This window comes from Micromonospora sp. NBC_00362 (genome assembly GCF_026342155.1).
GTDB classification, from domain to species: Bacteria; Actinomycetota; Actinomycetes; order Mycobacteriales; family Micromonosporaceae; genus Micromonospora; species Micromonospora hortensis.
Window position 1 is genome coordinate 6,474,680 of record NZ_JAPENH010000001.1, and the last position, 24,700, is coordinate 6,499,379.

General features: G+C 73.1%; 21 protein-coding genes and 2 pseudogenes. 13 read left to right on the forward strand and 10 right to left on the reverse strand.

The window, feature by feature from the left end:
* Positions 1-51 precede the first annotated feature (51 nt).
* On the reverse strand, positions 52-723 hold the full coding sequence (locus OG992_RS29985) for a YitT family protein (RefSeq protein ID WP_266304898.1): 672 nt from the start codon (positions 721-723) through the stop codon (positions 52-54).
* Positions 724-782: 59 nt separating this feature from the next.
* Here OG992_RS29985 and OG992_RS29990 point away from each other — a divergent pair, with 59 nt between their 5' ends.
* A complete protein-coding gene (locus OG992_RS29990; RefSeq protein ID WP_238686013.1) occupies positions 783-2,237 on the forward strand; it encodes a PLP-dependent aminotransferase family protein in 1,455 nt (484 codons plus the stop codon).
* A gap of 66 nt (positions 2,238-2,303) precedes the next feature.
* On the opposite strand, the gene OG992_RS29995 is transcribed toward OG992_RS29990, so the two are convergent.
* The 3 genes from OG992_RS29995 to OG992_RS30005 all read right to left on the reverse strand — a co-directional run bounded on the left by OG992_RS29995 (position 2,304) and on the right by OG992_RS30005 (position 5,972).
* Complete coding sequence (locus OG992_RS29995; RefSeq protein WP_238686014.1) at positions 2,304-4,130, reverse strand: long-chain fatty acid--CoA ligase; 1,827 nt, start codon at positions 4,128-4,130, stop codon at positions 2,304-2,306.
* 137 nt (positions 4,131-4,267) lie between these two features.
* A complete protein-coding gene (locus OG992_RS30000) occupies positions 4,268-5,143 on the reverse strand; it encodes a terpene synthase (protein WP_238686015.1) in 876 nt (291 codons plus the stop codon).
* Positions 5,144-5,342: 199 nt separating this feature from the next.
* A complete protein-coding gene (locus OG992_RS30005; RefSeq protein ID WP_238686016.1) occupies positions 5,343-5,972 on the reverse strand; it encodes a TIGR03085 family metal-binding protein in 630 nt (209 codons plus the stop codon).
* 172 nt (positions 5,973-6,144) lie between these two features.
* Between OG992_RS30005 and OG992_RS30010 the strand changes: the two are divergent.
* From OG992_RS30010 to OG992_RS30020, 3 genes and pseudogenes are all read left to right on the forward strand, one after another.
* Positions 6,145-8,016 (forward strand): annotated as a pseudogene (locus OG992_RS30010) (ABC transporter ATP-binding protein); the annotation flags it as partial.
* A gap of 127 nt (positions 8,017-8,143) precedes the next feature.
* Positions 8,144-9,934 carry an ABC transporter ATP-binding protein gene (locus OG992_RS30015; RefSeq protein ID WP_266304899.1) on the forward strand — a complete coding sequence of 597 codons (1,791 nt, stop codon included), beginning with the start codon at positions 8,144-8,146 and terminating at the stop codon, positions 9,932-9,934.
* An 83-nt stretch (positions 9,935-10,017) separates the two neighbouring features.
* The gene (locus OG992_RS30020) at positions 10,018-10,767 is read left to right on the forward strand and encodes a DUF2470 domain-containing protein (RefSeq protein WP_266304900.1); all 750 of its coding nucleotides are present in this window, start codon (positions 10,018-10,020) and stop codon (positions 10,765-10,767) included.
* Positions 10,768-10,914: 147 nt separating this feature from the next.
* Here the strand turns inward: OG992_RS30020 and OG992_RS30025 are convergent, their stop codons facing one another.
* From OG992_RS30025 to OG992_RS30035, 3 genes are all read right to left on the reverse strand, one after another.
* Complete coding sequence (locus OG992_RS30025; protein WP_238686020.1) at positions 10,915-11,511, reverse strand: TetR family transcriptional regulator; 597 nt, start codon at positions 11,509-11,511, stop codon at positions 10,915-10,917.
* A gap of 96 nt (positions 11,512-11,607) precedes the next feature.
* Complete coding sequence (locus OG992_RS30030) at positions 11,608-12,363, reverse strand: ABC transporter permease (RefSeq protein WP_266304901.1); 756 nt, start codon at positions 12,361-12,363, stop codon at positions 11,608-11,610.
* Positions 12,360-13,115, reverse strand: coding sequence for an ABC transporter ATP-binding protein (locus OG992_RS30035; protein ID WP_238686022.1), 756 nt, complete (start codon positions 13,113-13,115; stop codon positions 12,360-12,362). Before OG992_RS30035 ends, OG992_RS30030 begins: the two co-directional genes overlap by 4 nt.
* 597 nt (positions 13,116-13,712) lie before the next feature.
* Here OG992_RS30035 and OG992_RS30040 point away from each other — a divergent pair.
* The 4 genes and pseudogenes from OG992_RS30040 to OG992_RS30055 form a co-directional block, all read left to right on the forward strand.
* Positions 13,713-13,997 (forward strand): annotated as a pseudogene (locus OG992_RS30040) (phosphoribosyl-AMP cyclohydrolase); the annotation flags it as partial.
* 225 nt (positions 13,998-14,222) lie between these two features.
* A complete protein-coding gene (hisI, locus tag OG992_RS30045) occupies positions 14,223-14,654 on the forward strand; it encodes a phosphoribosyl-AMP cyclohydrolase (protein ID WP_238686066.1) in 432 nt (143 codons plus the stop codon).
* Between the two features lie 58 nt (positions 14,655-14,712).
* Positions 14,713-16,266 carry an anthranilate synthase component I gene (locus OG992_RS30050; RefSeq protein ID WP_266304902.1) on the forward strand — a complete coding sequence of 518 codons (1,554 nt, stop codon included), beginning with the start codon at positions 14,713-14,715 and terminating at the stop codon, positions 16,264-16,266.
* A gap of 55 nt (positions 16,267-16,321) precedes the next feature.
* On the forward strand, positions 16,322-16,912 hold the full coding sequence (locus tag OG992_RS30055; protein ID WP_238686024.1) for a Trp biosynthesis-associated membrane protein: 591 nt from the start codon (positions 16,322-16,324) through the stop codon (positions 16,910-16,912).
* 65 nt (positions 16,913-16,977) lie between these two features.
* Here OG992_RS30055 and OG992_RS30060 read toward each other — a convergent pair whose 3' ends face one another.
* Complete coding sequence (locus OG992_RS30060; protein WP_238686025.1) at positions 16,978-17,247, reverse strand: hypothetical protein; 270 nt, start codon at positions 17,245-17,247, stop codon at positions 16,978-16,980.
* Positions 17,248-17,734: 487 nt separating this feature from the next.
* Between OG992_RS30060 and trpC the strand changes: the two genes are divergently transcribed.
* The 3 genes from trpC to trpA are packed head-to-tail and all read left to right on the forward strand — an operon-like array spanning position 17,735 to position 20,619.
* Positions 17,735-18,538: an indole-3-glycerol phosphate synthase TrpC gene (gene trpC, locus OG992_RS30065; protein WP_030334428.1), complete on the forward strand. Its 804-nt coding sequence runs from the start codon at positions 17,735-17,737 to the stop codon at positions 18,536-18,538.
* Between the two features lie 37 nt (positions 18,539-18,575).
* Positions 18,576-19,814, forward strand: a complete 1,239-nt coding sequence (gene trpB / locus OG992_RS30070; protein WP_238686026.1) for a tryptophan synthase subunit beta — start codon at positions 18,576-18,578, stop codon at positions 19,812-19,814.
* Between the two features lies 1 nt (position 19,815).
* Positions 19,816-20,619, forward strand: coding sequence for a tryptophan synthase subunit alpha (gene trpA / locus OG992_RS30075; RefSeq protein ID WP_091407799.1), 804 nt, complete (start codon positions 19,816-19,818; stop codon positions 20,617-20,619).
* A gap of 82 nt (positions 20,620-20,701) precedes the next feature.
* On the opposite strand, the gene OG992_RS30080 is transcribed toward trpA, so the two are convergent.
* Positions 20,702-21,232, reverse strand: coding sequence for an NUDIX hydrolase (locus OG992_RS30080; protein ID WP_266304903.1), 531 nt, complete (start codon positions 21,230-21,232; stop codon positions 20,702-20,704).
* Positions 21,233-21,334: 102 nt separating this feature from the next.
* Between OG992_RS30080 and lgt the strand changes: the two genes are divergently transcribed.
* On the forward strand, positions 21,335-22,513 hold the full coding sequence (gene lgt, locus OG992_RS30085; protein WP_238686028.1) for a prolipoprotein diacylglyceryl transferase: 1,179 nt from the start codon (positions 21,335-21,337) through the stop codon (positions 22,511-22,513).
* A gap of 9 nt (positions 22,514-22,522) precedes the next feature.
* Positions 22,523-23,710 carry an NAD(P)/FAD-dependent oxidoreductase gene (locus OG992_RS30090; protein ID WP_266304904.1) on the forward strand — a complete coding sequence of 396 codons (1,188 nt, stop codon included), beginning with the start codon at positions 22,523-22,525 and terminating at the stop codon, positions 23,708-23,710.
* A 54-nt stretch (positions 23,711-23,764) separates the two neighbouring features.
* On the opposite strand, the gene OG992_RS30095 is transcribed toward OG992_RS30090, so the two are convergent.
* Positions 23,765-24,610, reverse strand: a complete 846-nt coding sequence (locus tag OG992_RS30095) for a GNAT family N-acetyltransferase (RefSeq protein WP_266304905.1) — start codon at positions 24,608-24,610, stop codon at positions 23,765-23,767.
* Positions 24,611-24,700 lie beyond the last annotated feature (90 nt).

A 24,700-nucleotide genomic window follows, 5' to 3' on the forward strand; every position in this document is an offset into this window, starting at 1 on the left:
CGGTGCGCGGCACCACCGCCACGTACCGGTTCGCGGACGGTCGGTGAGGGCTCAGCTGGCCGGGGCGGCCGGCGCGGGGTCGCCCGGCGGGGGCGCGGCGCTGTCCGCGGCGGTGCCCTGCGGCACGGCGAACAGCGGGATGAAGAACTGGGCCAGAGGGCCGATGGCCAGCGCGTACGCGACGGTGCCTACGCCGACAGTGCCGCCGAGCAGCGCGCCCAGCGCCAGCACGGTGACCTCGATGACGGTGCGCACCAGTCGGATCGACCGGCCGGGCCGGCGGGCCACGTACCCGGTCATCAGACCGTCGCGGGGGCCGGGCCCCAACCGGGCGCCGAGGTAGAGAGCGGTGGCGGCGCCGTTGGCGACGATCCCGGTGATCAGCATCGCGATCCGGACGCTGAGCGGGCCACCCGCGGGCAGCAGGGCCAGTGTGGCGTCCACGACCAGGCCGATCACCACGACGTTGCTGACAGTGCCGAGGCCGGGCCGCTGCCGCAGCGGGATCCAGAGCAGCAGGACCAGCGCGCCGACGCCGATGGTGACGGTGCCGAAGGAGAGCCCGGTCAACTCGGAGAGCCCCTGGTGGAACACGTCCCACGGGTCGAGGCCCAGGTCGGAGCGGATCATCAGGGCCATGCTGACGCCGTAGACCGTGAGCCCGAGGTAGAGCTGGACCAACCGTCGAACCGGCCGGTGCCGCAGATTGCCAAGCAGTGCCATGCATGCCACCCTAGGTGCCAATCCTCGTCGAGGAAGAAGCCAATATTCGAGGAGTGGCTATGAGCGGGCAGGTTCGCGGCGTCCAATTGGCCCGTCTGCTCGGGCAGTGGCATTCCTTGCCCGGCCGCCGCCGCAGCCCCGACTACGCCGCGCTGGCCGGCTCGGTGCGCGGGCTGCTCGCCGACGGCCGGCTGCCGCTGGGCGTCCGCCTCCCGGCCGAACGGGAGCTGGCCGAGGCGCTGCGAATCAGCCGGACCACTGTCACCGCCGCCTACCGGCAGCTACGCGAGACCGGGCACCTCGCCAGCCGGCGGGGCGCCGGTAGCTGGACGATGCTGCCCGGCAACCACCGGGTGGCCAGCACCGGCCTGTGGACCCCGCTGGACGACCGGGAGATGCTCGACCTCGGCGTCGCCGCGCTGGCCGCACCGCCGCAACTGCTGTCGGCCGCGCGGGCCGCCGCCGAGGACCTGCCCCGATACCTGAGCGGGGCCGGCTACCACCCGACCGGCATCATCGAGCTGCGCGAGGCGGTGGCCGACGCGTACACCGCCCGGGGTCTGCCCACCTCGGCCGACCAGATCATGGTCACCAGCGGCACCCAGCACGCATTGGATCTGGTGCTGCGGCTCGCCCTGGCCCCGGGCGGCACCGTGCTGGTCGAGTCCCCGACCTACCCCAACGCCCTCGCCGCGCTGGCCGGCCGGCGGGCCCGGATCAGCACCCACGGGCTGGCCGCCGACGCCGGCTGGGAGGCCGACCTCCTGCTGGGCAGCCTCCGACAGACCCGACCCAAACTGGCCTACCTGATTCCCGAGTTCCAGAACCCGACGGGGCACCTGATGCCCGCCCCACTCCGCGAGCGTGTGGTCGCCACCGCGCACGCGGTCGGCACCGATCTGATCATCGACGAGTCCTTCGTGGACCTGTCGATGGACGGCACCGAGGTGCCACCCCCGGTCGCCACCTACGACCGGCACAGCCGGGTGGTCAGCATCGGCGGGATGAGCAAGCCCTACTGGGGTGGTCTACGGATCGGCTGGGTGCGCGCGTCAGCGCCGCAGGTGCAGCGGCTGGCCGCCGTGCGGGTCGGGGTCGACATGGCCAGCCCGGTGCTGGACCAACTGGTGGCGGTGCACCTGCTCGCCGACGCCGAGGCCATCGTCGCCGACCGCCGCGTCCAGTTGGCCGTCCAGCGGGACGCCCTGCTCGGCGCGCTCGCGCACCAACTGCCGGAGTGGCGGGTCACAGTGCCACGGGGTGGCGTGACGCTGTGGGCCGAGTTGGACGGCCCGGTCTCGAGCGCGCTGGCCCGGGCCGCGGAGGAGGTCGGCGTACGGCTGGCCCCCGGCCCCCGGTTCGGCCTGGACGGCACCCTGGAGCGTTTCCTGCGGCTGCCCTTCACCCTGCCCGCGGCGGACCTCGTGGAGGCCGTGGGGCGGATCGCGGCGATCCGCTACGACCTGGACCGGGCCGGCCGCCAGCGGTGGCGCGAGCCGGCCGTCATCGCCTGAGCGGCCTCGCTGCCACGAACGCCGGTGGCCCCGCACCCGCTCGGGTACGGGGCCACCGGCGACGCGTCAGAGCTCGGCGAGGGTGCCGGCGTACATCTTGTCGATCTCGGCGGCGAAGTTGCTCTCCACCCCACGCCGCTTGATCTTCAACGACGGGGTGATCTCGCCGTCCTCGATCGTCAGGTCGCGCGGCAGGATGGCCACCTTCTTGATCGTCTCCCAGCGGTTGAGCTTGGCGTTGAGCTGGGCGACGTACTCCTCGACCATCGTCTGGGCCTCAGCCGACGCGACGATCTCGGTGTAGCTGCGCCCTTCGAGAGGGCCGCCGGCGACCCAGCCCCGGATGGCGTCCGGGTCCAGGGTGACCAGCATCGTGCAGAAGTTGCGGGCCTGACCGACGACGACCGCCTGCGAGGTGTACGGGCAGATGGCCTTGAACATGCCCTCGATGTGCGACGGCGCGATGTACTTGCCGCCCGAGGTCTTGACCAGGTCCTTCTTGCGGTCGGTGATGCGGAGGTAGCCCTGCTCGTCCAGGCTGCCGATGTCACCGGTACGGAAGAAACCGTCCTCGGTGAACGAGGCGGCGGTCTCCTCCGGCAGGTTGTGGTAGCCGCGCATCACCGGCCGACCCCGCACCAGGATCTCCCCGTCGGTGTCGATCTTGCACTCCAGGTCGCCCATCGCCCGGCCCACGGTGCCGATGCGCAGCCCGGCCGGGGGGTTGACGAAGTTGCCGGCGCTGGTCTCGGTCAGACCGTAGCCCTCGGAGATCGGCAGGTTCGCGGCGGCGAAGAAGGTGGCGATCTCCGGGCTGAGCGGCGCGGCGCCGGACACCAGCACCCGCATCCGCCCGCCCAGGCGGGCCTGGAGCTTGCTGAACACCAGCTTCTCGGCCAGCCCGTAGCGCAGCTTCAGCCCGGCCGGCACCGGCTTGCCGGCCTGCTCCAGGGCGACCTTCTCCTTGCCGACGCCGACGGCCCAGCCAAAGATCTTCGCCTTCGCGCCGCCGGCGCCCTGCGCGGTGGTCACTGCCTTGTTGTAGACCTTCTCGAACACCCGGGGCGCGCCGCACATCAGCGTTGGGCGGATGACCGAGAGAAGGTCGACCAGCTTGTCCACCCGCCCGTCGACGTAGGTGGGCAGGCCGACGTGGATGGCACCGCAGAGCAGGGTCTTGCCGAACGAGTGGGCCAGCGGCAGCCACAGGTACTGCAGGTCGTCGTCGCGCAGCAGCCCGACGTCGGCCTGGGCCACGGCCTCCCAGCACCAGCCGCCGTGCAGCAGCTCGACGCCCTTGGGTTGGCCGGTGGTGCCGGAGGTGTAGATCAGGGTGGCCAGGTGGTCCGGGCCGATGCCGGCCACCAGCATGTCGATCAGCTCCGGCTCGGCGGCCAGCGCCTGGGTGCCGCGTTCCTCCAGGTCGGCGAGTGTCAACTGCGCGATCGCGGCGTTCGGGTCGACGGCGCCGTCGAGGAGCACCACGTGGGTGAGCGCGGGCAGGGACGCCCCGCCGATCTTCGCCGCCTGGGCCGGGTTCTCCGCGAACAGCACCTTCGACCCGGAGTCGGCGATGATGTACGTCGCGTCGGCCGGTTCGGTGGTCGGGTAGACGGTGGTGGTCGCGCCGCCGGCGCACATGATGCCGAGGTCGGCGATCACCCATTCCAGCCGGGTGTTGGCGAGGATCGCGACCGGGTCCTCCTGGCCGACGCCCAGGCCGTGCAGGCCGGCGGCGACCGCCTTGGCGCGCTGGCCGACCTGTGCCCAGGTCAGCCAGACCGGTCCCGAGTCGTCGGAGTTCGGGGACGCGAACGCGAACCGGTCGGGGGTGGCCGCCACGCGCTTGAGGAACATGTCCGGGATGGAGCGGTACGGTACATCGAGAGCCATCGCTGTAGCCGCCTTCGGGGGTGGTGGCGTGACGGTCGTCACGTCATGATGGTTACCGAAGAGTATTGCCTGTTGCCGTGCATCGGCTAGCCCTGGTGATCGTCCGGCCGGCCCGTCCCATCAACCGGTACGGCCGATCAGGCGTACCGGGCGGCCACCACTGACCAGTCGTAGGTGGCCCGGACCCAGTTGCGCCGGGCGGCCAGGGCGTCGCGGATCCCGTCGTCGCCGGCGGCGCGCAGCGCCTCCTCCGCGTCCAGGTACGTCGCCAAACCCTGGTTGAACCGGTGTGCCGCACTACGGAGCGCTGTCACCTCGTCCGCGTCGCTGTCCTGGGCGAGCACAGTGACGAGGTTGTGCGCGTCCGGGTCGGCCTGGCTCTCCTTGCCGTAGGAGAAGAGGTCGTTGCACCAGCAGACCAGGTCCACCGCCAGCAGGTCCAGGGCGACCAGCCCCGGGTTGGCGCGCTGGGTCGGCCCGGAGGGCCGCGTCGACGCCAGGTCGGTCAGGGTGAGGCAGGGATGCACGCCGCCGATGTGCCGGCGTAGCTGCACGTACTCCGCCACCTCGGGCACGCGTCGACGTTCCCGGTTGCCCGCCTCCCAGAGCAGCGCCAACAGGTACTCGCGCATCTGGCTGACGAACCGCAGCAGCAGTCCGGCGTGATCGTGCAGTCGGGTCCGGCGGCAGAGGTCGTGCAGCGCGTCACCCAGTGGCCCGACGGCGGGCGGCGCGACGTACGGGTCACCGCACCGGTCCAGCACGTCGAGCAGGGTGCTGATCGCCGGGCCCAGTCGGACCGGGTCGGCGCCGAGGCCGTCCTCGTCGCAGGCGTCGTCCATCACGAAAAGCCAGCTGATCAGGTCGGTGAGCAGCCGCAGGCCCTCGATTGAGCCGTCCGGGCAGGCGCGTCCGGCCAGTCCGGCGGCGTCGGCCCGCTCCAGGCGGTGCACGCGTTGGCTGGAATCGACCAGCCCGAACGTGCGCGCCCAGTCGATGCTCTCACTCGCCACCTGGTCCGTGGCCCCGTGGCGGCCCGTGGGAAACGGGGGTTCCCGCAGCGCCGAAATCGCGAAGTCCCGCACAGTGTGCCCCCACTCCGTGCCGCCCGGCGCGGAGCGGCGCGGTGAAGCGTACGGGAGGAGGTATCAGCATGTTTCGCTGGGTGTGGGAAATTCCACAGTCGTTCGGTGACCGTTTACGTACAGGTGGTTACATGCCCAGGTGGGCGGTGCGTAGCCGCTGAGCCGCCTCCGCCGAGCCGTTCAGTTGGACCCGGGCCACCCGTTGCCGGCCGGAGAAGAACAGCACCAGCTCAGCCGGGGCGCCGACCAGGCGCAGCGGCTCACCACCGCGGCCGAGGGAGACCTCACCGTGGCCCGGCGCCTGCACGTAGAGGTCCGCCGGAAAACGCCGCAGCGCCAGCCGGGCCATCGGGGCCGCGCGCTTCCAGAGCGCGCTCTGCAGGCCGACCGGCAGATCGCGCGGCTGCCACCCGGAGCCGGCCCGCCGGACGTCCTCATGATGGATGAAGAACTCCATCGTGTTGGCCAACTCGTCGGTCAGCGGGTTGCTGACCGGGCTCCACACCGGCGGTCGGCGCACCTGTGCCACCAACTCGGGGTAGGGCCGTGCGGCGAGTCGCCGACGGACCCGCTCGGCGTAGCCGCGCAGCGGCGGCAGCACTATCCCACCCGCCGCGTCCGGACGGCGCTCCCGCAGCACCAGATGCGCGGCGAGGTCACGGGTCGCCCAGCCCTCGTTGATGGTCGGGGCGTCCGGCCCGAGGGCCAGGAGAAGATCGGCCAGCGCCTCGCGCTCGGCTCGGGCGTACCGCGGCATGGCCCGATCGTAGGCCCGGCGGCCCGTCGGCGCGCGACAGCGGACGCCGGTCGACGCCGACGGCACGCCGCCGTCCGGTACGTGATGGTCGACATATCCAGTCAGGGTCGGCGGCACTGGCCCCGACCGGTAAGGATGAGGGAGATAATTGCGGCTTACGGCGGGGGAGAGCGTGGCGAGCAAGACAAGTCGGGACGTTCTCAGTCGAGGGCTGGGGGTCCTGCGGCAGGCGATCCGTGAGCAACCGCGGATCTTCTCGGTGGCGGTCGTCGGCAGCGTGCTCTTCGGCGGGATGATCATTGTCAGCGCCCGGGTGGTCGGGTCGGTCATCGGTGAGGTGGCGCTTCCGGCCATCGAACGCGGCGAGGTGGGCGCCGGCACCCTGGCGCTGGCCGCGGCCGCGTTGTTCGGGATCAGCGTGCTGCGGGTGGCGGGCATCTTCGGCCGCCGGCTCGGCGCCGGCTACATGCAGTACCGCCTCCAGGCCTCCTACCGCCGCCGGGTGACCCGTCGGTACCTGGAGCTGCCGCTGTCCTGGCACCACCGCAACTCCACCGGCACCCTGCTGTCCAACGCCAACTCCGACGTGGAAGCGGCCTGGTACCCGATCGCGCCGCTGCCGTTCGCCGTCGGCACGTTGGTGATGCTTGTCGGCGCGATCGTGTCGCTCTTCGCCACCGACTGGGCGCTCGCCCTGGTCGGGCTCGCGGTCTTCCCCGCGCTGTTCGCGCTCAACGTCGTCTACTCCCGCCGGATGGCCCCCCGGCAGGCCCGGGCACAGCGCCTGCGCGCCGAGGTCAGCGGCATCGCCCACGAGAGCTTCGACGGCGCACTGGTGGTCAAGACGATGGGCCGCGAGGCCCAGGAGACCGCCCGGTTCGCGGGCCGCGCCGGTGAGCTGCGCGACTCGCTGATCGCTGTCGGCCGGCTGCGCGGCATCTTCGACCCGCTGCTGGAGACGCTGCCCAGCCTCGGCACCCTGGCCGTGCTGGTGGTCGGGGCGTTCCGGCTGCGCCAAGGCGCGATCAGCGTCACCGAGCTGGTCAGCGTGGCCTTCCTCTTCACTGTGCTGGCCTTCCCGGTGCGGGCCATCGGTTGGGTGCTGGCCGAGCTGCCGCGCAGCGTCGCCGGCTGGGACCGGGTGCGCCGGGTCCTCGACGCCACCGGCGAGATGCCGTACGGGCAGCGGGTGCTCGACCCGGCCGGCGCCGGCCCGGCCACCCTCACCTTCGACGACGTGCACTACTCCTACCCGCCGGCCGAAGCGCACCCGCCCGGCGCGCAGGTCCTCGGCGAGGTCGGCTTCACGGTGCCCGCCGGTCGGACGGTGGCCCTGGTGGGGCCGACCGGCGCCGGCAAGTCCACCATCGCCTCGCTGGCGGTGCGTCTCGTCGACCCGGACTCCGGCACTGTGAACCTGGACGGCGTGGACGTGCGCGAGCTGACCTCCGCGTCGCTGGCCGGCACCGTGGCACTGGTCGCCCAGGTGCCGTTCATCTTCGACGACACGGTCCGCGCCAACATCGCCCTCGACCGGCCCGGTGTCGACGACGAGGTGGTCTGGGCGGCGCTGCGGCTGGCTGAGGCGGACGGTTTCGTCGCCGCGCTGCCCGATGGTCTGGACACCATGGTCGGCGAGCGGGGCACCTCGCTCTCCGGCGGGCAGCGGCAGCGTCTCACCCTGGCCCGCGCGCTGGCCGGTCGCCCGCGCCTGCTGGTGCTCGACGACGCGACGAGCGCTGTCGATCCTCGAGTGGAAGCGGCCATCCTGGCGGGGCTGCGGTCGTCGACCACGGAGGCGGGAGTTCCGGCCGCGTCGATCCTGGTGGTGGCGTACCGCCGGGCCACCATCGCCCTCGCCGACGAGGTCATCTACGTGGAGCAGGGACGGGTGGTCGCCCGAGGCACCCACAGCGAGTTGTTGGCCACCGTGCCCGGCTACGTCGACCTGGTCACCGCCTACGAGCAGGCCGAGGTGGAGCGGGCACAGGAAAGTTCCTACGGCGACGACGTGGCACCGCTGCCGTCGGGCCTGGAGATCGAGGCGGGACCGGTGAGCGCGAGGAGTGCAGCGCAGCGGAGCCCCGCAGTCGCGAACGAAAGGCGGGACCGGTGAGCGCGAGGAGTGCAGCGCAGCGGAGCCCCGCAGTCGCGAACGAAAGGCGGGCCCGGTGAGCGCGACGACGGAAACGAGTGACACGCCGGAGACCCGGCAGGAGACGACCTGGCAGACCCTGCGTCGGGGCCTGGCGCTCTCGCCGGAACTACGGATCGGTCTGGCCGGTACGTTGGCCCTGGCGTTGGTCTACATGGTCGGTCGGGTCGCCGTGCCGGTCGCCGTGCAGCAGGGCATCGACCGGGGCCTCGTCGGTGGTCTGAATCTGAACGTGGTCTGGACGGTGGTGGCGATCACCACGGCGATCCTGACGATCACCACGATCTGCGGCTACCTGATGATGCGCCGGCTCTTCACGGTCAGCGAGACGGCGCTGGCCAACGTGCGGACGCGCGCGTTCCGCCACGTGCACGACCTGTCGATGTTGCACCAGCAGTCGGAGCGGCGCGGTTCGCTGGTGTCGCGGGTCACCAGCGACGTGGACCAGATCACCCAGTTCCTCCAGTGGGGCGGGGTGATCCTGCTGGTCAACCTCGGTCAGCTGGTGGTCACCACCGCCGTCATGCTGGCGTACTCCTGGCAGTTGACACTTGTGGTGTTGGCCGCGTTCCTGCCGGCGGTGTTCGTGATCCGGCAGTTGCAACGTCGCCTCGGCAGCGCGTACGCGACTGTGCGCCAACGCACCGGGACGTTGCTCGGCGCGATCGGCGAGAGCGTGGTGGGCGCGCCCGTGATCCGGGCGTACGGAATCGCCGGGCGCACCGAGCGGCGGCTGGACGAGGCGATCGACCGGCAGCGGCTGGCGCAGCAGCGGGCGATCCGGATCAGCATCGTGGGCAGCTCGGTCGGCGAGTTGGCGGCGGGGCTGGCGCTGGCCGGTGTGGTGGTGCTCGGCGTGCTGTTGGGCGTCGACGGCACGCTGTCGATCGGTCAGCTGACCGCGTTCCTCTTCCTGGTGACGCTGTTCATCCAGCCGGTGCAGATCGCGACCGAGGTGCTCAACGAGGCGCAGAACGCGATCGCCGGTTGGCGTCGGGTGCTGGACGTGTTGGACGTCGCCCCGGACGTGGCCGACCCGGGGGAGCAGGGGCGGGAGCTGCCGGGCGGGCCGCTGGACATCCGGTTCTCCGGTGTGCGGTTCGCCTATCCGGGTGGTCCGCCGGTGCTGCACGACATCGACCTGGAGATCCCGGCGAAGAGCCGGGTGGCGGTGGTCGGTGAGACCGGCAGCGGCAAGACCACGTTCGCCAAGTTGCTGACCCGGCTGATGGACCCGTCGGCCGGGGCGGTGCTGCTGTCCGGGGTGCCGCTGACCGACGTCCGGTTCGGCTCGCTGCGCTCCCGCGTGGTGATGGTGCCGCAGGACGGGTTCCTCTTCGACGCGACGGTGGGGGACAACGTCCGGTTCGCCCGCCCGGAGTTGACCGACGAGCAGTTGAGCGCCGCCTTCACCGAGCTGGGCCTGTCGGACTGGCTGGAGGGTCTGCCGGCGGGCCTGGACACTCCGGTCGGGGAGCGCGGCGAGGCGCTCAGCGTCGGGGAGCGGCAGCTTGTCGCGCTGGCCCGCGCGTACGTGGCCGACCCGGACCTGCTGGTGCTCGACGAGGCGACCAGCGCTGTGGACCCGGCGACGGAGGTGCGGTTGCAACGCACGTTGGACGCTGTCACCCGGGGTCGGACCACCCTCGCCATCGCGCACCGGCTCTCCACGGCGCAGGCCGCCGACGAGGTGATCGTGGTGGACCGTGGTCGGGTGGTGCAGCGCGGCCCGCACGACGAGCTGGTTCGCGACGCCGACTCGGTGTACGGCCTGCTCTACGCCTCCTGGCTGGAGCAGACCCGGTGAGGTGCGGCGGTGTGGTGGACGCCGACGGGCGGGTGCTCTAGGCTCCGGTTAGGTAAGCCTAACCTTTGAAGGAGGTCGCGCCCATGCGGCCCAACTCCGCCGAGATCGTCCGTACCCTCGTCGCCGGGCGCCTGCCCGGCCTCGTGCACCTGGCCCACCGGCCGGGCCCGCATCACGCCCGGCACGTCACCGACTCGGACGGGCGGGTGCTGCTGCTGGTGCCGGTGGCCAGCCACCTTGCCGCCGCCCTGCAACCGGCCGCCGGGGGCAGCGACGTCGCCGTGGTGCTCGACGTGCTCGACCTGCCGCCCGCCGCCGGCGCGCCCGGCCTGGGTCGCGCCTGGGTGTCCGGCTGGGCGGCCGAACTGCGCGGCGACGAGGCCCGCCACGCGGCTGTCGAGTTCGCCGCCGTGGAGCCGACCGGCGACCTGCTCGACCTGGGCACCCGGTTCCGGCTGTTCCGCTTCGAGGTGGTCGAGGTCCGCTGGGAGCGGGCCGGCGTCGTGCACCGGATCGACCCGGTGGAGTACGCCGAGGCCGAGCCCGACCCGGTGCACCCGGTCGAGGCCCGCCTGCTCGCCGACCTCGCCGAGTGCCACGGCGCCCAGGTGACGGAGTACCTGCGCCGGCAGCTCGGGTTGACCGGGCAGACCCCGGACGGGCCGCCGCGGGTGGTGCGCATCGACCGCTACGGGCTGGTGGTGGCCCTCGGCCAACCCGGCGCCCGCCGTCGCGTCCGGCTGGCCTTCCCCGGCCCGGTGGACGACCCGGCCGAGCTGCCCCAAGTGCTGCCGCCGCTGCGACTAACAGCCGACGCCCGCCCCCCGCGCTAACCGCCCCGCCCCGCCCTGGCCCGCCCTCGGCCCCGTCCCACCCCGCCGATCTTGCACTTTCGGTCGTCGGTACGCGTGGTATATCCCTTTGGTCGGGACAGAAAGTGCAAGATCGCGTCGGGGTCGGGGTTCGGCGGCGCCGTCGGGTCAGCTCGGTAGCGGGCCGGTGAGGTAACGCTGGATCGTGGGGCCGATCGCGGCCACCAGGGTTTCCGGATCCGCCGAGGCGACCGGCTCAAGGCGCACCACGTGCCGCATCATGGCCAGCCCGATCATCTGGGTGGCCACCAGCGAGCCACGCAGCGGTAGCTCGACCGGGTCGACGTCGAGGTTCTCCAGCACCCGGCGCAGCACCTGGGTGGTGACGAACTCACGCAGCAGCCGAGCGGTCCACTCGTTGCTCACCGCGGAGCGCAGCAGTGCCTGTGCCGCGCTGCCGGTCGGGGAGTCCCAGACGCCGAGGAAGATGCGCACCATCCGCTCACCGACGCCGTCCCGGTCGCCGGCCAGCACCTTCGGCACCAGCTGACCGGGGTCGACCGGAAAGTTCATCGCCGCCAGGAAGAGCTGATCCTTGCTGCCGAAGTAGTGGTGCACGAGCGCCGGGTCGACCTGCGCCGTACCGGCGATGCCCCGGATCGAGGCGGCGTCGTAACCACGTTCGGCGAACGCCGTCCGCGCCGCGTCGAGAATCGCCTCCCGGGTGCCCGGGTTGCCGGGTCGCCGGCCGGTCCGCCGCGTCATCGCCGCCCTTCGTTCGTCCGCCTCGGCCCGTCGTGGGCCGGCCCGGCGCACGCCGGGGTCGGCTGCCGCGCTGGCCGCCGCCCCCGACGTCGGCGGTCAGCCGCTGCGTCGCCGCAGGGTGGCCGCCGCGAGCACCAGCGCCAGCACGACCGCGCCGAACACCACAGCGACGTCGCGCCACAGCCGGCCGGTCGGCTCGGCGTGGGCGCCGACCTCCTGCAACGCCTCGATGGCGTACGACAGGGGGAAGGCGTCACTGAGCGCCTGGAGCCAGCCGGCCATCTGGTCGCGGGCCACGAACAGCCCGCAGAGCAGCAGTTGGGGGACCACCACGACTGGCAGGAACTGTACTGCCTGGAACTCGGTGCGCGCGAAGGCACTGCACAGCAGCCCGAGGGCGACGCCGAGCACGGCGTCGAGCACGGCGATCCCGAGCACCAGCCCGATGCTGCCGGCGGTCTCCAGATCGAAGATCCAGTACGCCACAGCGGCGGCGACGGCTGCCTGCACGGCGGCGGCCAGCCCGAACGCGATGCCGTACCCGAAGAGCAGATCGAGCTTGCCCAGCGGGGTGGTGAGCAGCCGCTCCAGCGTGCCCGAGGTGCGTTCCCGCAGCATGGCGATGCTGGTCACCAGAAACATGATCACGAAGGGGAAGATGCCGAGCATCACCAGCGCGATCCGGTCGAAGGTGGTCGGCTGGCCGGGCGGTGTCGGTTGGTCGGCGTACATGAAGTAGACAAGGGTGAGCAGGACGGCCGGCACCACCACGAGCAGCGCGATGGTCCGCCGGTCGTGCCGGAGCTGACGCAGGATGCGCCCGGTGGTGGCGGCGAGAATTCGCGCGTTCATGCTGTCTCCCGTGCGGCTGTCACGTCGGTGCTGGTGGAGGCGGCCTCGCCGGCCCGGATGAGCCGCAGGAACGCCTCGTCGAGGTCGTCCACTCCGGCGGCGGCGCGGATCGCGGCCGGGCTGTCGTCGGCGATCAACCGCCCCTGGCGGATCAGCAGCAGTTGGTCGCAGCGCGCCGCCTCGTCCATGACGTGGCTGGACACCAGCAGGGTGGTGCCGGCGGCGGCCATCGCGTGGAACCGGGCCCACAGGTCGGCCCGCAGCACCGGGTCCTGGCCGACTGTCGGCTCGTCGAGGATGACCAGCTCCGGTTCCCCGACCAGGGCACACGCCAGCGAGGCTCGGCTGCGTTGACCGCCGGAGAGGGTGCCGACCAGTTGACCGGCGGCCTCGGCCAGCCCGACGTCGCTGATCGCCCGGTCGGCCTCGGCGCGCCCACGCCCGTAGAGGGCCGCGAAGTAGCGGGCGTTCTCCCGGACGGTCAGGTCGGCGTAGACGCTCGGCGCCTGGGTCAGGTAGCCCACCCGGTGCCGCAGCGCGGGAGTGCCCGCCGGTTGGCCGAGCACGGTGACCGTCCCGCCGCTGACCACCTGCACCCCGACCACCGCGCGCATGAACGTGGTCTTGCCGCTGCCGCTGGGGCCGAGCAGCCCGGTGACCGCACCGCGCGGAACCCGGCAGCTGATGCCGTCCAGCACCCGCCGCCCACCCCGGTCCACGACCAGGTCTCGGACGGCTATCGCATCGTCCATCACACACCTCCACCTAAACTCATCACCTGTTGAACTCAACGCTAGATGAAATACCGGGTCGGGCGCAACGCCCGCACCGGTGTCCGGCTGGCCCGCCGTGGCGCGGAGCGCGAGAACGGGCAGTAGGCTCCGGACCGGACACGAAGTCCGCCAACGGGCATTGCGCGCCGATCGGACGTACGGCACGATGGCGCGGTGGGTCACGCTCCGTTACCGGATAGCGGTTTTCTTGAGGATTGGGCCGCGCGGTTGCGGCAGGCCGCCGAGCGGCCGGTCGTCGGCATCCTGTTGCGCGGCAGCCACGCCCGCCGTGCCGCCACCGCGCACAGCGACGTGGACCTCGACGTGTTGGTCGGCGGCGCCCCGTACGCGGCCCGCCGGGCCTACCTCGACGAGTCCGCAGGCCAGGTCACTCACGTCTCGGTGGCCGCCCGGGACATCCGGTCCTGGGTGGACCGCTTGGGCGAACCGGCCGACTGGGCGTTCGGGCTGCCGGTCACCGCGCCGGCGCGGCTGCTCTGGGCCGACCCGCACTGGCGGCCCCGGATCGACCTGCCGGTGCTCTGCCAGCCCGCCGAGCCACCCCGGCTGGAAGAGATGATCGCCACGCTGGGTAAGGCCGCCGCCGCCCGCGCGGCCAGCGACCGCCTCGGGGTCCGGCTCGCCGTCGCCGACCTGGCGCGGCTGTGCCCCTCGGTGCTGCGCCCGGCCAACCCTTCCGTGCGGGTCCACTCCCGCCGGGCGGCCTTCGCGGCGGCCCTGGAACTGCCCGTGGCTCCACCCGGCTACCGGACGGACATGCTGCTCTGCCTCGGGCTGCGCCCGGGCGCCACCGGGCAGCTCTGGGCCGCCGCCGTACGGCTGGTCGCCGGCACGCTGCCGTTGATCCGGCCGTACGCCGAGGAGATCGCCGACACGGCCGGCGCGGACCTGGCCGCCGCCCTGGTCGACGGCCGGCTGGACCGCTACGTCGCCCAGCTGGCCCGGCCGGCCGGGCCCCCATCGCAGCCTCGGCCCTTGTCACAGCCCTGGCTCTCGGAGCCTTCGCCGCAGCCCTGGCGGGAGCGGTCGGCGGTGCCCGTGCCGCGTGCGGGAGAATTGGTGACTGTGCCCGTACCTGACTCGCCGGTGACCGGCGTCCCCAGCGATCCGAACGAGCTGGCCGCGCCCGCGCCGGCACGCCCGTCCCGGCTCGACCCGGCCATCGCGGCCCAGCTGCGCCGCACCGCCGACGGTCTGGTCGCCGCGGTGGTGCGCGCGCACGACTCCGGTGAGGTGCTGATGGTCGCCTGGATGGACGACGAGGCATTGCACCGCACCCTCACCACCGGCCGGGCCACCTACTGGTCGCGTAGCCGCCGCGAATACTGGGTCAAAGGCGCCACCTCCGGGCACCACCAGTACGTGCGGTCGGTCGCCCTGGACTGCGACGGGGACGCGCTGCTGGTGACCGTGGAGCAGGTCGGCGCGGCCTGCCACACCGGGCACCGGACCTGCTTCTTCACCGAGCTGCCCGTCACCGGGACGGAGGCGCCGTGAACACGCGGAGCGCAACCCGGCGAAGCACCGCAGTCACTACCGAAAGGCGGGTCGGCTGATGACCGACGGCACCCTCAGCCCCGACCTGGCCACCTTCACCGCGCTGGCCGCCGACTGGCGGGTGGTGCCGGTCACCCGGCGGCTGCTGGCCGACGCGGAGACCCCGGTCGGGGTCTACCGGAAGCTGGCCGGTGGGCCGGGCACGTTCCTGCTGGAATCGGCCGAGCAGGGCGTCGGCTCGGCCGGCATGGCCTGGTCGCGCTACTCGTTCATCGGCGTACGCAGCAGCGCGACCCTGATCGAGCGCGACGGTGTGGCGACCTGGCTCGGCCAGCCGCCAGCCGGGCTGAGCACCGAGGGTGACCCGGTGCGGATGCTGCGGGAGACGGTGGCGGCGCTGGCCGGCCCGGTAGGGGACCCGTCCGACGGTCTGCCGCCGCTGACCGGGGGCATGGTCGGCTACCTCGGCTACGACCTGATCCGGCGCTTCGAGCGGTTGCCCGAGTTGACCGAGGACGACCTGGGCGTCCCGGAGCTGGGCATGATGCTCGCCACCGACCTGGTGGTGCTCGACCACTACGACGGCTCGGCGATCCTGGTCGCCAACGCGGTGCTGCCGCCGTTGGACGCCCCGGACCGCGCCCCGCAGGTCGCCGCCGCCTACCACCACGCGGTGGGCCGGTTGGACGCGATGACCACAGCGCTGTCCCGGCCCATCCCGCCGATGATCTCCACGGTCGAGCGCCCGCCGGCCGGCGAGGTGCAATGCCGTACGCCCGACGGTGGTTACCCGAAGGCGGTGGAGGCGGCCAAGGAGGCGATCAGGGCCGGTGAGTGCTTCCAGATCGTGCTCTCCCAGCGGTTCGAGCGGACGACCCACGCCGACCCGCTGGACGTCTACCGGGTGCTGCGCACCAGCAACCCGAGCCCGTACATGTACCTGCTGCGCTTCGACGGGTTCGACATCGTCGGCTCGTCCCCGGAGGCGCACCTGAAGGTCACCGGGGCCGCGGACGGGCGGCGCCGAGCGTTGCTGCACCCGATCGCCGGCACCCGGCCGCGGGGTGGCACCTCCGCCGCCGACGCCGCGCTCGCCGCCGAGCTGCTCGCCGACCCGAAGGAACGGGCCGAGCACGTGATGCTGGTCGACCTCGGCCGCAACGACCTGGGACGGGTCTGTCAGCCCGGCAGCGTGGAGGTGCCCGAGTTCGCCACGATCGAGCGGTACAGCCACGTCATGCACATCGTCTCCACAGTCACCGGCACGCTGCGTGACGACCAGAGCGCCTTCGACGCGCTGGCCGCGACCTTCCCGGCCGGCACGCTCTCCGGGGCGCCCAAGGTGCGCGCCATGGAGATCATCGAGGAGTTGGAGCCGGTCCGTCGTGGCCTCTACGGCGGCACCGTCGGCTACTTCGGCTTCGGCGGCGACCTGGACATGGCGATCGCCATCCGGACCGCGCTCATCCGCGACGGCCGCGCCTACGTCCAGGCCGGGGCGGGGGTGGTCGCCGACTCGGACCCGGCCGCCGAGGACCAGGAGACGCGGAACAAGGCCGCGGCAGTGCTGGCCGCGATCGCGGCCGCCGAAACCCTCCGGCCGGCACGGTGAGCGTGAGGAGTGCGGCGAGGCGGAACCCCGCAGTCGCGAACGAGGGGATGAGCTCGTGAGCGGCGGGGAGCGGTCCGTCGTCGGCCGGCGCGCGCTGACGTACGCCGTGCTGCTCTGCCTGGCCGGCGCGGGCCTGGCGCTGTGGGCCGCGACGCGCAGCTGGTCGGTCGAGCTGACGGTACGTCCGGCGCCGCTGCCGCCGGTGCGTGACACCCGCAGCGGTGCGAGCCTGCTGCCCTGGCTGCCGGCGTTGGCCCTGGTGACCTTGGCCGGGGGCGGCGCGGTGCTGGCCACCCGGGGCCGCCTGCGTCGGGTGCTCGGGGCGCTGCTCGGCGTACTCGGTCTGGCCGTGGCGGCAGGCGGCGGGTATGGGCTGGTCGCCGACGTGGGCGGCGACGCGAGCCGGCAGTGGCCGGCGCTCTGCCTGCTCGGCGGCCTGCTGGCCGCAGGGGGAGGCTGGTGGACGGCGGTGCGTGGCGGTGACTGGCCGGCGATGGGCGCCCGGTACGAACGTCCGGCGCGGACCGCGCCGCAGGCCGCGCCGCCGCAGAGCGACCCGGCCGTGCCGCCGACGCCGTTGGCGGGGCGGCGGACCACCGAGGCGTGGGACGCGCTGGACCGGGGCGAGGACCCGACGGACGACTGACCCGACGGACGAGCTGACCCGACGGCCGCGACGGCCGGTTGACGCGACGGCCGGCGGGCGGGCGGTCAGCCGACCGGCTGGCGCTCCCACTCGGCGCGGCTACTGGCGGCGCGGGCGGCGGTCAGCTCGGCGACCAGGCGGTTCAGCTCGGCGCGTTGGTCGGCGCGAGCCCGGTCGGCGCAGACCGCCTCCCAGGCGTTGCCCCGTGCCGTCCGCATCCGCCCCTCGCCCACCACGGCCCGTTCCACGGTGTGCACCACTCCGACGGCGAGCGATGCCACAGTCCGCGAGATGGTGGTCAGTCCGATGCTCGGGTTCGACTCGGAAATGCTCATGGTCACCTCGCACGAGGAGTTGCTGCGGTCGGGGCAGGCGCGCCATCGAGTCTGCCCGAGGACGATGCTCGCCCGTCGACGTTTCGCCACGGTGACCGCCCGGTCAACTGTCTCGCCTCGGCCGTGACCAGGCACCGTCCGTTCGGCCTTGAGCTTGCTCACAGCATCGATCGACATCGCTGCGGTCGGGCGGCGAGCGGAAACTGGTGGCATGATCGATGGACCGGCCCGGTCTGACCGCGGCCGCCAGGCTCCATACCGCGTGACGGTGGTCGATACCGGAGGTGGCGCTGCGTGACAACCCCTTCACGGCAAGTCGGCCATTATGCCGCAGCCCTTTTCGTGAGCAGCGCCATACCCCCGGCATTCGGCGTCGGTCGGCTGCCCCTAGCATCGGCCCATGACGCCCGGAGAGGGGAGTCCGTTCGTGACTGCTGAGCATGCGCACGCGGAGGGGGACGAGGCCGGCCAGGCAGCGTCCGTAAGCGTGCTCGACGAGATTCTGGCCGGCGTGCGTGAAGACGTCGCCCGACGCCAGGAGCAGGTTCCGCTGGAGCGGATCCGTGAACTGGCAGCGGCGGCGCCGCCGCCCATGGACGCGTACGCGGCGCTGCGCAAGCCCGGCGTGGCCGTGATCGCCGAGGTGAAGCGTTCGTCGCCGTCCAAGGGCCGGCTGGCCGAGATCGCCGATCCGGCCGACCTCGCTGTTGACTACGCGGCCGGTGGGGCGCGGGCGATCAGCGTGCTGACCGAGGGCCGCTGGTTCGGCGGTTCGCTGGACGACCTGGCGGCCGTCCGTGCCGCGGTCACCGTGCCGGTCCTGCGTAAGGACTTCGTGGTCTCCAGCTATCAGATCCACGAGGCCCGCGCGCACGGCGCCGACCTGGTGCTGCTGATCGTCGCCGCCCTCGAGCAGAACGTCCTGATGGGCCTGCTGGAGCGGATCGAGTCGCTGGGCATGACCGCCCTGGTCGAGGTGCACGACGAGGAAGAGGCCGACCGCGCGCTGGAGGCCGGCGCGCAGGTGATCGGGGTCAACGCCCGTGACCTGCGTACCCTGGAGGTCGACCGGTCGGTGTTCGAGCGGATCGCGCCCGGCCTGCCCAGCAGCGTCGTCAAGATCGCCGAATCCGGCGTTCGCGGCCCGCACGACCTGATCCGGTACGCCTCCGCGGGCGCCGACGCGGTCCTCGTGGGCGAGGGCCTGGTCACCCAGAAGAGCCCCCGCGAGGCGGTCGCCGAGTTGGTCAACGCGGGCAACCACCCGGCAACGCCCCGGCCGGTGCGCTGACCCGCGCCGGTCTGACGTCCCAGCGAGAGGATTCCCGATGAGCGCCGACGCGCTGGCCCCGGTGGCCGGCCCGCAGCCCGACTCCGCCGGCCACTTCGGCCGCTTCGGCGGTCGGTTCGTTCCCGAGGCCCTGGTGGCCGCGCTGGACGAGCTCGACGGGGCGTGGCGTACGGCGATGGAGGACGAGTCCTTCCGGGCGGAGTTCGGCGCGTTGTTGCGCGACTACGCCGGCACGCCTTCGCTGCTGTACGAGGCCCGACGGTTCTCCGCGAAGGTCGGCGCGCGGGTGCTGCTCAAGCGCGAGGACCTCAACCACACGGGTGCGCACAAGGTGCGCAACGTGCTCGGCCAGGCGCTGCTCACCAAGCGGATGGGCAAGACCCGGGTGATCGCGGAGACCGGCGCCGGCCAGCACGGTGTCGCCACCGCGACCGCCGCCGCCCTGTTCGACCTGGAGTGCGTGGTCTACATGGGCCAGGTCGACACCGAGCGGCAGGCGCTCAACGTGGCCCGGATGCGGATGCTCGGCGCGACAGTCATCCCGGTCACCAACGGCTCGCGCACCCTCAAGGACGCGATGAACGAGGCGATGCGCGACTGGGTGGCCAACGTCGACGAGACGCACTACCTGATCGGCACCGCAGCGGGCCCGCACCCGTTCCCGGCGATGGTGCGCGACTTCGTCAGGGGCATCGGTGACGAGGCCCGTCAGCAGTGCCTGGACCTCACCGGCGGGCTGCCGGACGCCGTCACCGCCTGCGTCGGCGGCGGCTCCAACGCGCTGGGCATCTTCCACGCGTTCGTTGGTGACGAGGCCGTGCGGCTGTACGGCTTCGAAGCCGGTGGCGACGGGGTGGCCACCGGCCGGCACGCGGCGAGCATCACCGGCGGGTCAGCCGGGGTCCTGCACGGCACCCGCACCTTCGTGCTCCAGGACGCCGACGGGCAGACCCTGGAGTCGCACTCGATCTCCGCCGGCCTGGACTACCCGGGCGTGGGGCCCGAGCACGCGTGGCTGCACGACACCGGCCGGGCGAACTACCTGCCGGTCACCGACGACGAGGCGATGGCCGCGTTCGAGCTGCTCTGCCGTACCGAGGGCATCATCCCGGCGATCGAGAGCGCACACGCGCTCGCCGGCACCGTCGCGCTGGCCCCGAAGCTCGCCGCGGAGCTGGGCCGGGAGCCCACCATCGTGGTCAACCTCTCCGGGCGGGGCGACAAGGACGTGCACACCGCCGGCGACTACTTCGGCATCCTCGACAAGGAGCGGTGAGATGAGCCGGATCGGGGTGGCCTTCGACAAGGCCCGCGCCGACGGACGGGCACTGCTGGTCGGTTGCATGCCGGCCGGTTTCCCCACCGTCGAGGGCAGCATCGCCGCGATGACCGCCATGGTCGAGGCCGGCGTCGACGTGATCGAGGTGGAGATCCCCTACTCCGACCCGGTGATGGACGGGCCGGTGATCCAGCGGGCCAGTGACATCGCGCTGGCCGGGGGCGTACGCACAGCGGACACGATGCGCATCATCGAGGCGGTGGCGGCCACCGGCGCTCCGGTGGTCACCATGACCTACTGGAACCCGGTCGAGCGGTACGGCGTGGACGTCTTCGCCCGTGACCTCGCCTCGGCCGGCGGCACCGGTCTGATCACCCCGGACCTCATCCCTGACGAGGCCGACGAGTGGCTGGCCGCCTCGGACGCGCATGGGCTGGACCGCACGTTCCTGGTTTCGCCGTCGTCCACCGACGCTCGGCTGGCCATGACGGTGCAGCACTGCCGGGGCTTCGTCTACGCGACAGCCGTGATGGGGGTGACCGGCGCTCGGGCGCGTACCTCCGACGCCGCCCCGACGCTGGTCTCCCGGGCCCGCGCGGTCACCGACCTGCCGATCGGTGTCGGCCTGGGTGTGGGTACCGGCGCGCAGGCCGGCACCGTCGCCGGTTACGCCGACGGGGTGATCGTGGGCAGCGCGCTGGTCCGGTGTGTGCTCGACGCGCCCACCGAGGCCGACGGGCTGGCCGCCCTGCGCACGCTCAGCGCCGAACTCGCCGAGGGCGTCCGTAACCCCACCCGTTGAGCCCGGCCCGCCTGGTCGGGTGTGGCCGGCAGGTGGGGCTGTCAGTGACCACGCGGCGGACCTCGGGACGGGTTGCGGCCCGTCAGGGGTGCAGGGACCGTGCCGGGCGGCCGTCCTCGGCTGGACGAGCCGCCGGTAGCGGCGCGGAGGCGACGGTGCCGGGCCCGCAGGGGACGTCGCGGAGCACACCGGAGCGGCCGCCGGTCGCGTCGGTGACGGCGACCCGGGTGAGCGGGGTGACCACCTCGGGCAGCGCGTCGGGGGAGTGCCAGGACAACCGGCAGCCCGGCGGTGGGTCGCTGGCGGGTCCGACCCCGGCCGTGCGGGCCCGGAACACGTGTACGAGGACGTCCGGCAGTGGCCCGGCGCGGCCGGCGGCGGCCTCTCCCGGGGGGACGCTCAGGTGGTAGATCCCGACCAGGTCGATCAGCTCGATGTCCCAGCCGGTCTCCGCGCGAATGTCCCGTAGCGCCGCCCGCACCGGGTCCTCGGCCGGGCGCAGCCGTCCGCCGGGCAACGCGTAGCGGCGGGCCCCCCGGCCCTGCTGGCAGAGCAGCACCCGACCGGCGTCGTCGGTGACGACAGCGGCGACCGCCCAGGTGAGCGCGCTCATGGACAAAGAGCCTACGGCGGCGCAAACCAGAAGTCACCGGGATGCGCCCTCCAACGGCCCGGGGTGCCGCTGCGGGGGTGTGCAGCGGTAGCGTGTGCACCCGTGACCCTCGCCTCGCTCTCCCCCCAGGCGGCCCTGCCCAGCCCCAGCACCGCGGTCTGGCAGCTCGGGCCGGTGCCGATCCGGGCCTACGCGCTCTGCATCATCGCCGGCATCGTGCTGGCCTGCTGGGTGACGGAGCGCCGGCTGCGGCAGCGCGGCGTCGCGCCCGGCGCGGTGCTCGACATCGCCGTCTGGGCGGTGCCCGCCGGCATCATCGGCGCCCGGATCTACCACGTGGTCACCTCACCCGAGAAGTACTTCGGCGCTGGTGGGGACCCGATGAAGGCATTCGCCATCTGGGAGGGCGGTCTCGGCATCTGGGGCGCGGTCGCCGGTGGCGCGCTCGGTGCCTGGATCGCGGCCCGACAGCTCGGCATTCCGTTCGGCGTGGTGGCCGACGCGCTGGCCCCCGGGCTGCCGCTGGCCCAGGCCGTCGGCCGGATCGGCAACTGGTTCAACAACGAGCTCTTCGGTGGCCGGACGACACTGCCGTGGGGTCTGGAGATCCACCGGATGGACCCGGACAATCCTGGGCACGCGCTGCGCGACGACGCCGGGCAGCCGATCCTCGAGCCGGGTCTCTACCAGCCGACCTTCCTCTACGAGGCGCTGTGGAACCTGGGCGTCGTAGCTCTGGTGCTGATCCTCGATCGTCGGCTGAAGCTGGGCCGGGGCCGGGCGTTCGCGCTCTACGTGATGGGTTACACAGTCGGCCGGTTCTGGATCGAGCTGATGCGCACCGACGAGGCCAACCAGATCCTCGGCGTTCGGCTCAACGTCTGGACCGCCGCCCTGGTCTTCCTCGGCGCCCTGATCTACTTCGTACGGGTGCGTGGCCCTCGGGACTACCTGATCCCGCTCGGCCCGGCGACGACGACCCCGCCCCCCACGTCCGACCTGTCCCAGGTCGACCTCTCCGAGCGGGAGACCCCCGCGCGGGCCGCCGCGCCGGAGGGCTACCGGGTGGTGAGTGAGGAGCAGTACGCGGCCTGGCAGGACACCGGCGTCGTGCCGCCAGCGAACGACGACGACTCCCGGCCGGATGATGGCCAGCCGTCCGACGACACGGCAGCCGCCGACCTCACGTCCAGCGACGACGAGCCGGTTGACGATCCGTCCGCCGCTCGCACCGACCGGGCCGACGCCACGGGCGCGCGTCCCGCCGACCGGGACAGCTGAGCGGCACCGATGCGAAGCGCGGTGGTGGTCGGCGCAGGGGTCGGTGGCCTCGCGGTGGCCGGCGCGCTGGCCCGTTCCGGCTGGCAGGTCACAGTATTGGAACGCGCCGAACGGGTCCGCCCCGAGCCGACCGCAGTGGTGCTCTGGCCCAACGGCGTCCGCGCGCTCCAGGCCCTCGGCCTCGGCGCCGGCCTGGCCGCCATCGCCACCCCGTTGCGCGACGGCGGGGTCCGTCGTCCAGATGGGCACTGGCTCGTGCAGCCCCGGCCCATCCCGGCCGACCGGATGCCGGTGGTGGTGCACCGGGAGGATCTGCACGACGCGCTGATCGCCGGCCTCGGCGAGCGGGTCGAGTTGCGGACCGGGGTGACAGTGCGCCACGTTCGCGTCGAGCCGGGCGAGCGGCCGGGAGTCAGCGACGGGCGGCACACCATCGAGGCCGATCTGGTGGTGGCCGCCGACGGCACGGACAGCGGCATCCGCCGCCAACTCGCGCCCGAGTCCCGGGTGGTCAGCTCCGGGTGCGCCGCCTGGCGGGCCGTCATCCCCTGGTACCAGGCACCTCGACTGCCCGACGATCAGCCGCTGGCCGGTGAGATTCTCGGCGCGGGTTACCGGTTCGTGGCCGCGTCGCTGGGCGAGCGGGGCTCCTCGGGCGGGTCCAGCCGGGGCGGCATCTACTGGGTGGCCACCGCCGCCGGCGCACCCCGCCCGGAACCACCGGAGACCCAGCTCGCCCTGCTGCGCCGCTGGTACGCGGGCTGGCCCGCGCCGGTCGGCGCGCTGCTCGACGCCACCGACCCGGCCGACCTGGTCCAACAGGAGGTTCGCGAGCTGCGCCCGCTGCCCCGGGCATACGGCTATCCGGTCGGGCCCGGTGGGGTGGTGCTGCTCGGCGACGCGGCGCACGCCATGCCGCCGCACCTCGGGCAGGGCGCCTGCCTCGCGTTCGAGGACGCCGCCACGCTCGCGTCGCTGCTGCGGGAGGCCCGGCTGCCCGACGCCGTGCAGGCGTACGACCGGGTGCGCCGCCCCCGGGCCGCGACGGTGGTCCGGCAGACCCGGCGGATGTCGGCGGTGCTTCAGACCCGGGGTCGGTTGGCGCTGCGCGCCCGGGACGCCGCACTGGGCACGATCAACTCCCGACTGCTCTCCAGCGCCGTCGCCTCCGCCGCCCAGTGGCGCCCACCGACCTGACCTCGGCCGTGCGGCAGGTCAGCGGAGCGAGGCCGGCCAGGGGAGCGGGGCAGGTCAGGGGATGAGGGCGGCGGGTTCGGCGATGCAGGCGGTGCCGATCCGGCGGAAGCCGACCCGCAGGTAGACCCGCGCGATCTCCTCGCTGCCCGCGGAGAGGAAGACCAGCTCGGTGCCGGCCGCCAGCAGTTCCCGGGCCAGGGTGGCGGTGAGCGCGGCGCCCAGCCCGCGTCGTCGGGCGGACGGCAGGGTGGCCACCCCGGCGATCTCCGCGACGTCGTCCACCCGCATCGCCATGCCGCTGGCCAGCGCGCCCTCGGTCGGCGTGCCGGCCAGTGCGGAGATCCGTCGGCCGTCGGCGATCCGGACGCGCTCCTCGTCGAGCGCGGCCAGTTCGAGTTCGGTGACGGCCGCGTCGCGTTCGGCCGGGCCGGCGTCACCGGGGGCGGTGCCGGCGGCGGCGAACGCGACCGCTGCCACCGCACGCCGTGCGGCGACGTCGGCGGCGAAGCCGGGGGAGTCGGCAGCCAGCACCCGCACCGCCGCGTCGGACAGCGTCGCCGGGTCGGGCAGCGCGCTCGGGTCGAGCACCATCAGCGGCGCCTCCAGCACGCTGAGCCCCGCCGAGCGGGCCACCGCCAGCAGTTCGGGGGCCGTCTCGTGCACCCATTCGAAGGCTTCTGGCAGGCCCAGCTTCCGCTGGCGCTCGCGGACCGAGGTCACGTCGGCCAGCGACGGCGGCTCGGTGGCGTCGATCCGGGGGCGGGCGTAGAACGGCCAGCCGGCGCCTTCGCGGACGAACAGCACCAGCCCGCCATGATCCTCCGCACCGGAGACGTCGCGGGGCACCGCGTCGTAGAAGCGTTCCAACCGGTCGAAGACGTTCTTGTGTCGCGGATCCACCGCGCGAGACTACACGTCCCAGCCAGTGGACGGTGTGATCAATCTCGGGTGGCCGTGCGGCCCCGGCCCTAACGTAGACTCAATAGACCC

Excerpts from the sequence above, each read along its gene's own strand:
- OG992_RS29985 (WP_266304898.1), bottom strand. The coding sequence starts at position 723 with ATGGCACTGCTTGGCAATCTGCGGCACCGGCCGGTTCGACGGTTGGTC.
- OG992_RS29990 (WP_238686013.1), top strand. The coding sequence starts at position 783 with ATGAGCGGGCAGGTTCGCGGCGTCCAATTGGCCCGTCTGCTCGGGCAG.
- OG992_RS29995 (WP_238686014.1), bottom strand. The coding sequence starts at position 4,130 with ATGGCTCTCGATGTACCGTACCGCTCCATCCCGGACATGTTCCTCAAG.
- OG992_RS30005 (WP_238686016.1), bottom strand. The coding sequence starts at position 5,972 with ATGCCGCGGTACGCCCGAGCCGAGCGCGAGGCGCTGGCCGATCTTCTC.
- OG992_RS30020 (WP_266304900.1), top strand. The coding sequence starts at position 10,018 with ATGCGGCCCAACTCCGCCGAGATCGTCCGTACCCTCGTCGCCGGGCGC.
- OG992_RS30025 (WP_238686020.1), bottom strand. The coding sequence starts at position 11,511 with ATGACGCGGCGGACCGGCCGGCGACCCGGCAACCCGGGCACCCGGGAG.
- OG992_RS30030 (WP_266304901.1), bottom strand. The coding sequence starts at position 12,363 with ATGAACGCGCGAATTCTCGCCGCCACCACCGGGCGCATCCTGCGTCAG.
- OG992_RS30035 (WP_238686022.1), bottom strand. The coding sequence starts at position 13,115 with ATGGACGATGCGATAGCCGTCCGAGACCTGGTCGTGGACCGGGGTGGG.
- OG992_RS30050 (WP_266304902.1), top strand. The coding sequence starts at position 14,713 with ATGACCGACGGCACCCTCAGCCCCGACCTGGCCACCTTCACCGCGCTG.
- OG992_RS30060 (WP_238686025.1), bottom strand. The coding sequence starts at position 17,247 with ATGAGCATTTCCGAGTCGAACCCGAGCATCGGACTGACCACCATCTCG.
- trpB (WP_238686026.1), top strand. The coding sequence starts at position 18,576 with ATGAGCGCCGACGCGCTGGCCCCGGTGGCCGGCCCGCAGCCCGACTCC.
- trpA (WP_091407799.1), top strand. The coding sequence starts at position 19,816 with ATGAGCCGGATCGGGGTGGCCTTCGACAAGGCCCGCGCCGACGGACGG.
- OG992_RS30080 (WP_266304903.1), bottom strand. The coding sequence starts at position 21,232 with ATGAGCGCGCTCACCTGGGCGGTCGCCGCTGTCGTCACCGACGACGCC.
- OG992_RS30090 (WP_266304904.1), top strand. The coding sequence starts at position 22,523 with ATGCGAAGCGCGGTGGTGGTCGGCGCAGGGGTCGGTGGCCTCGCGGTG.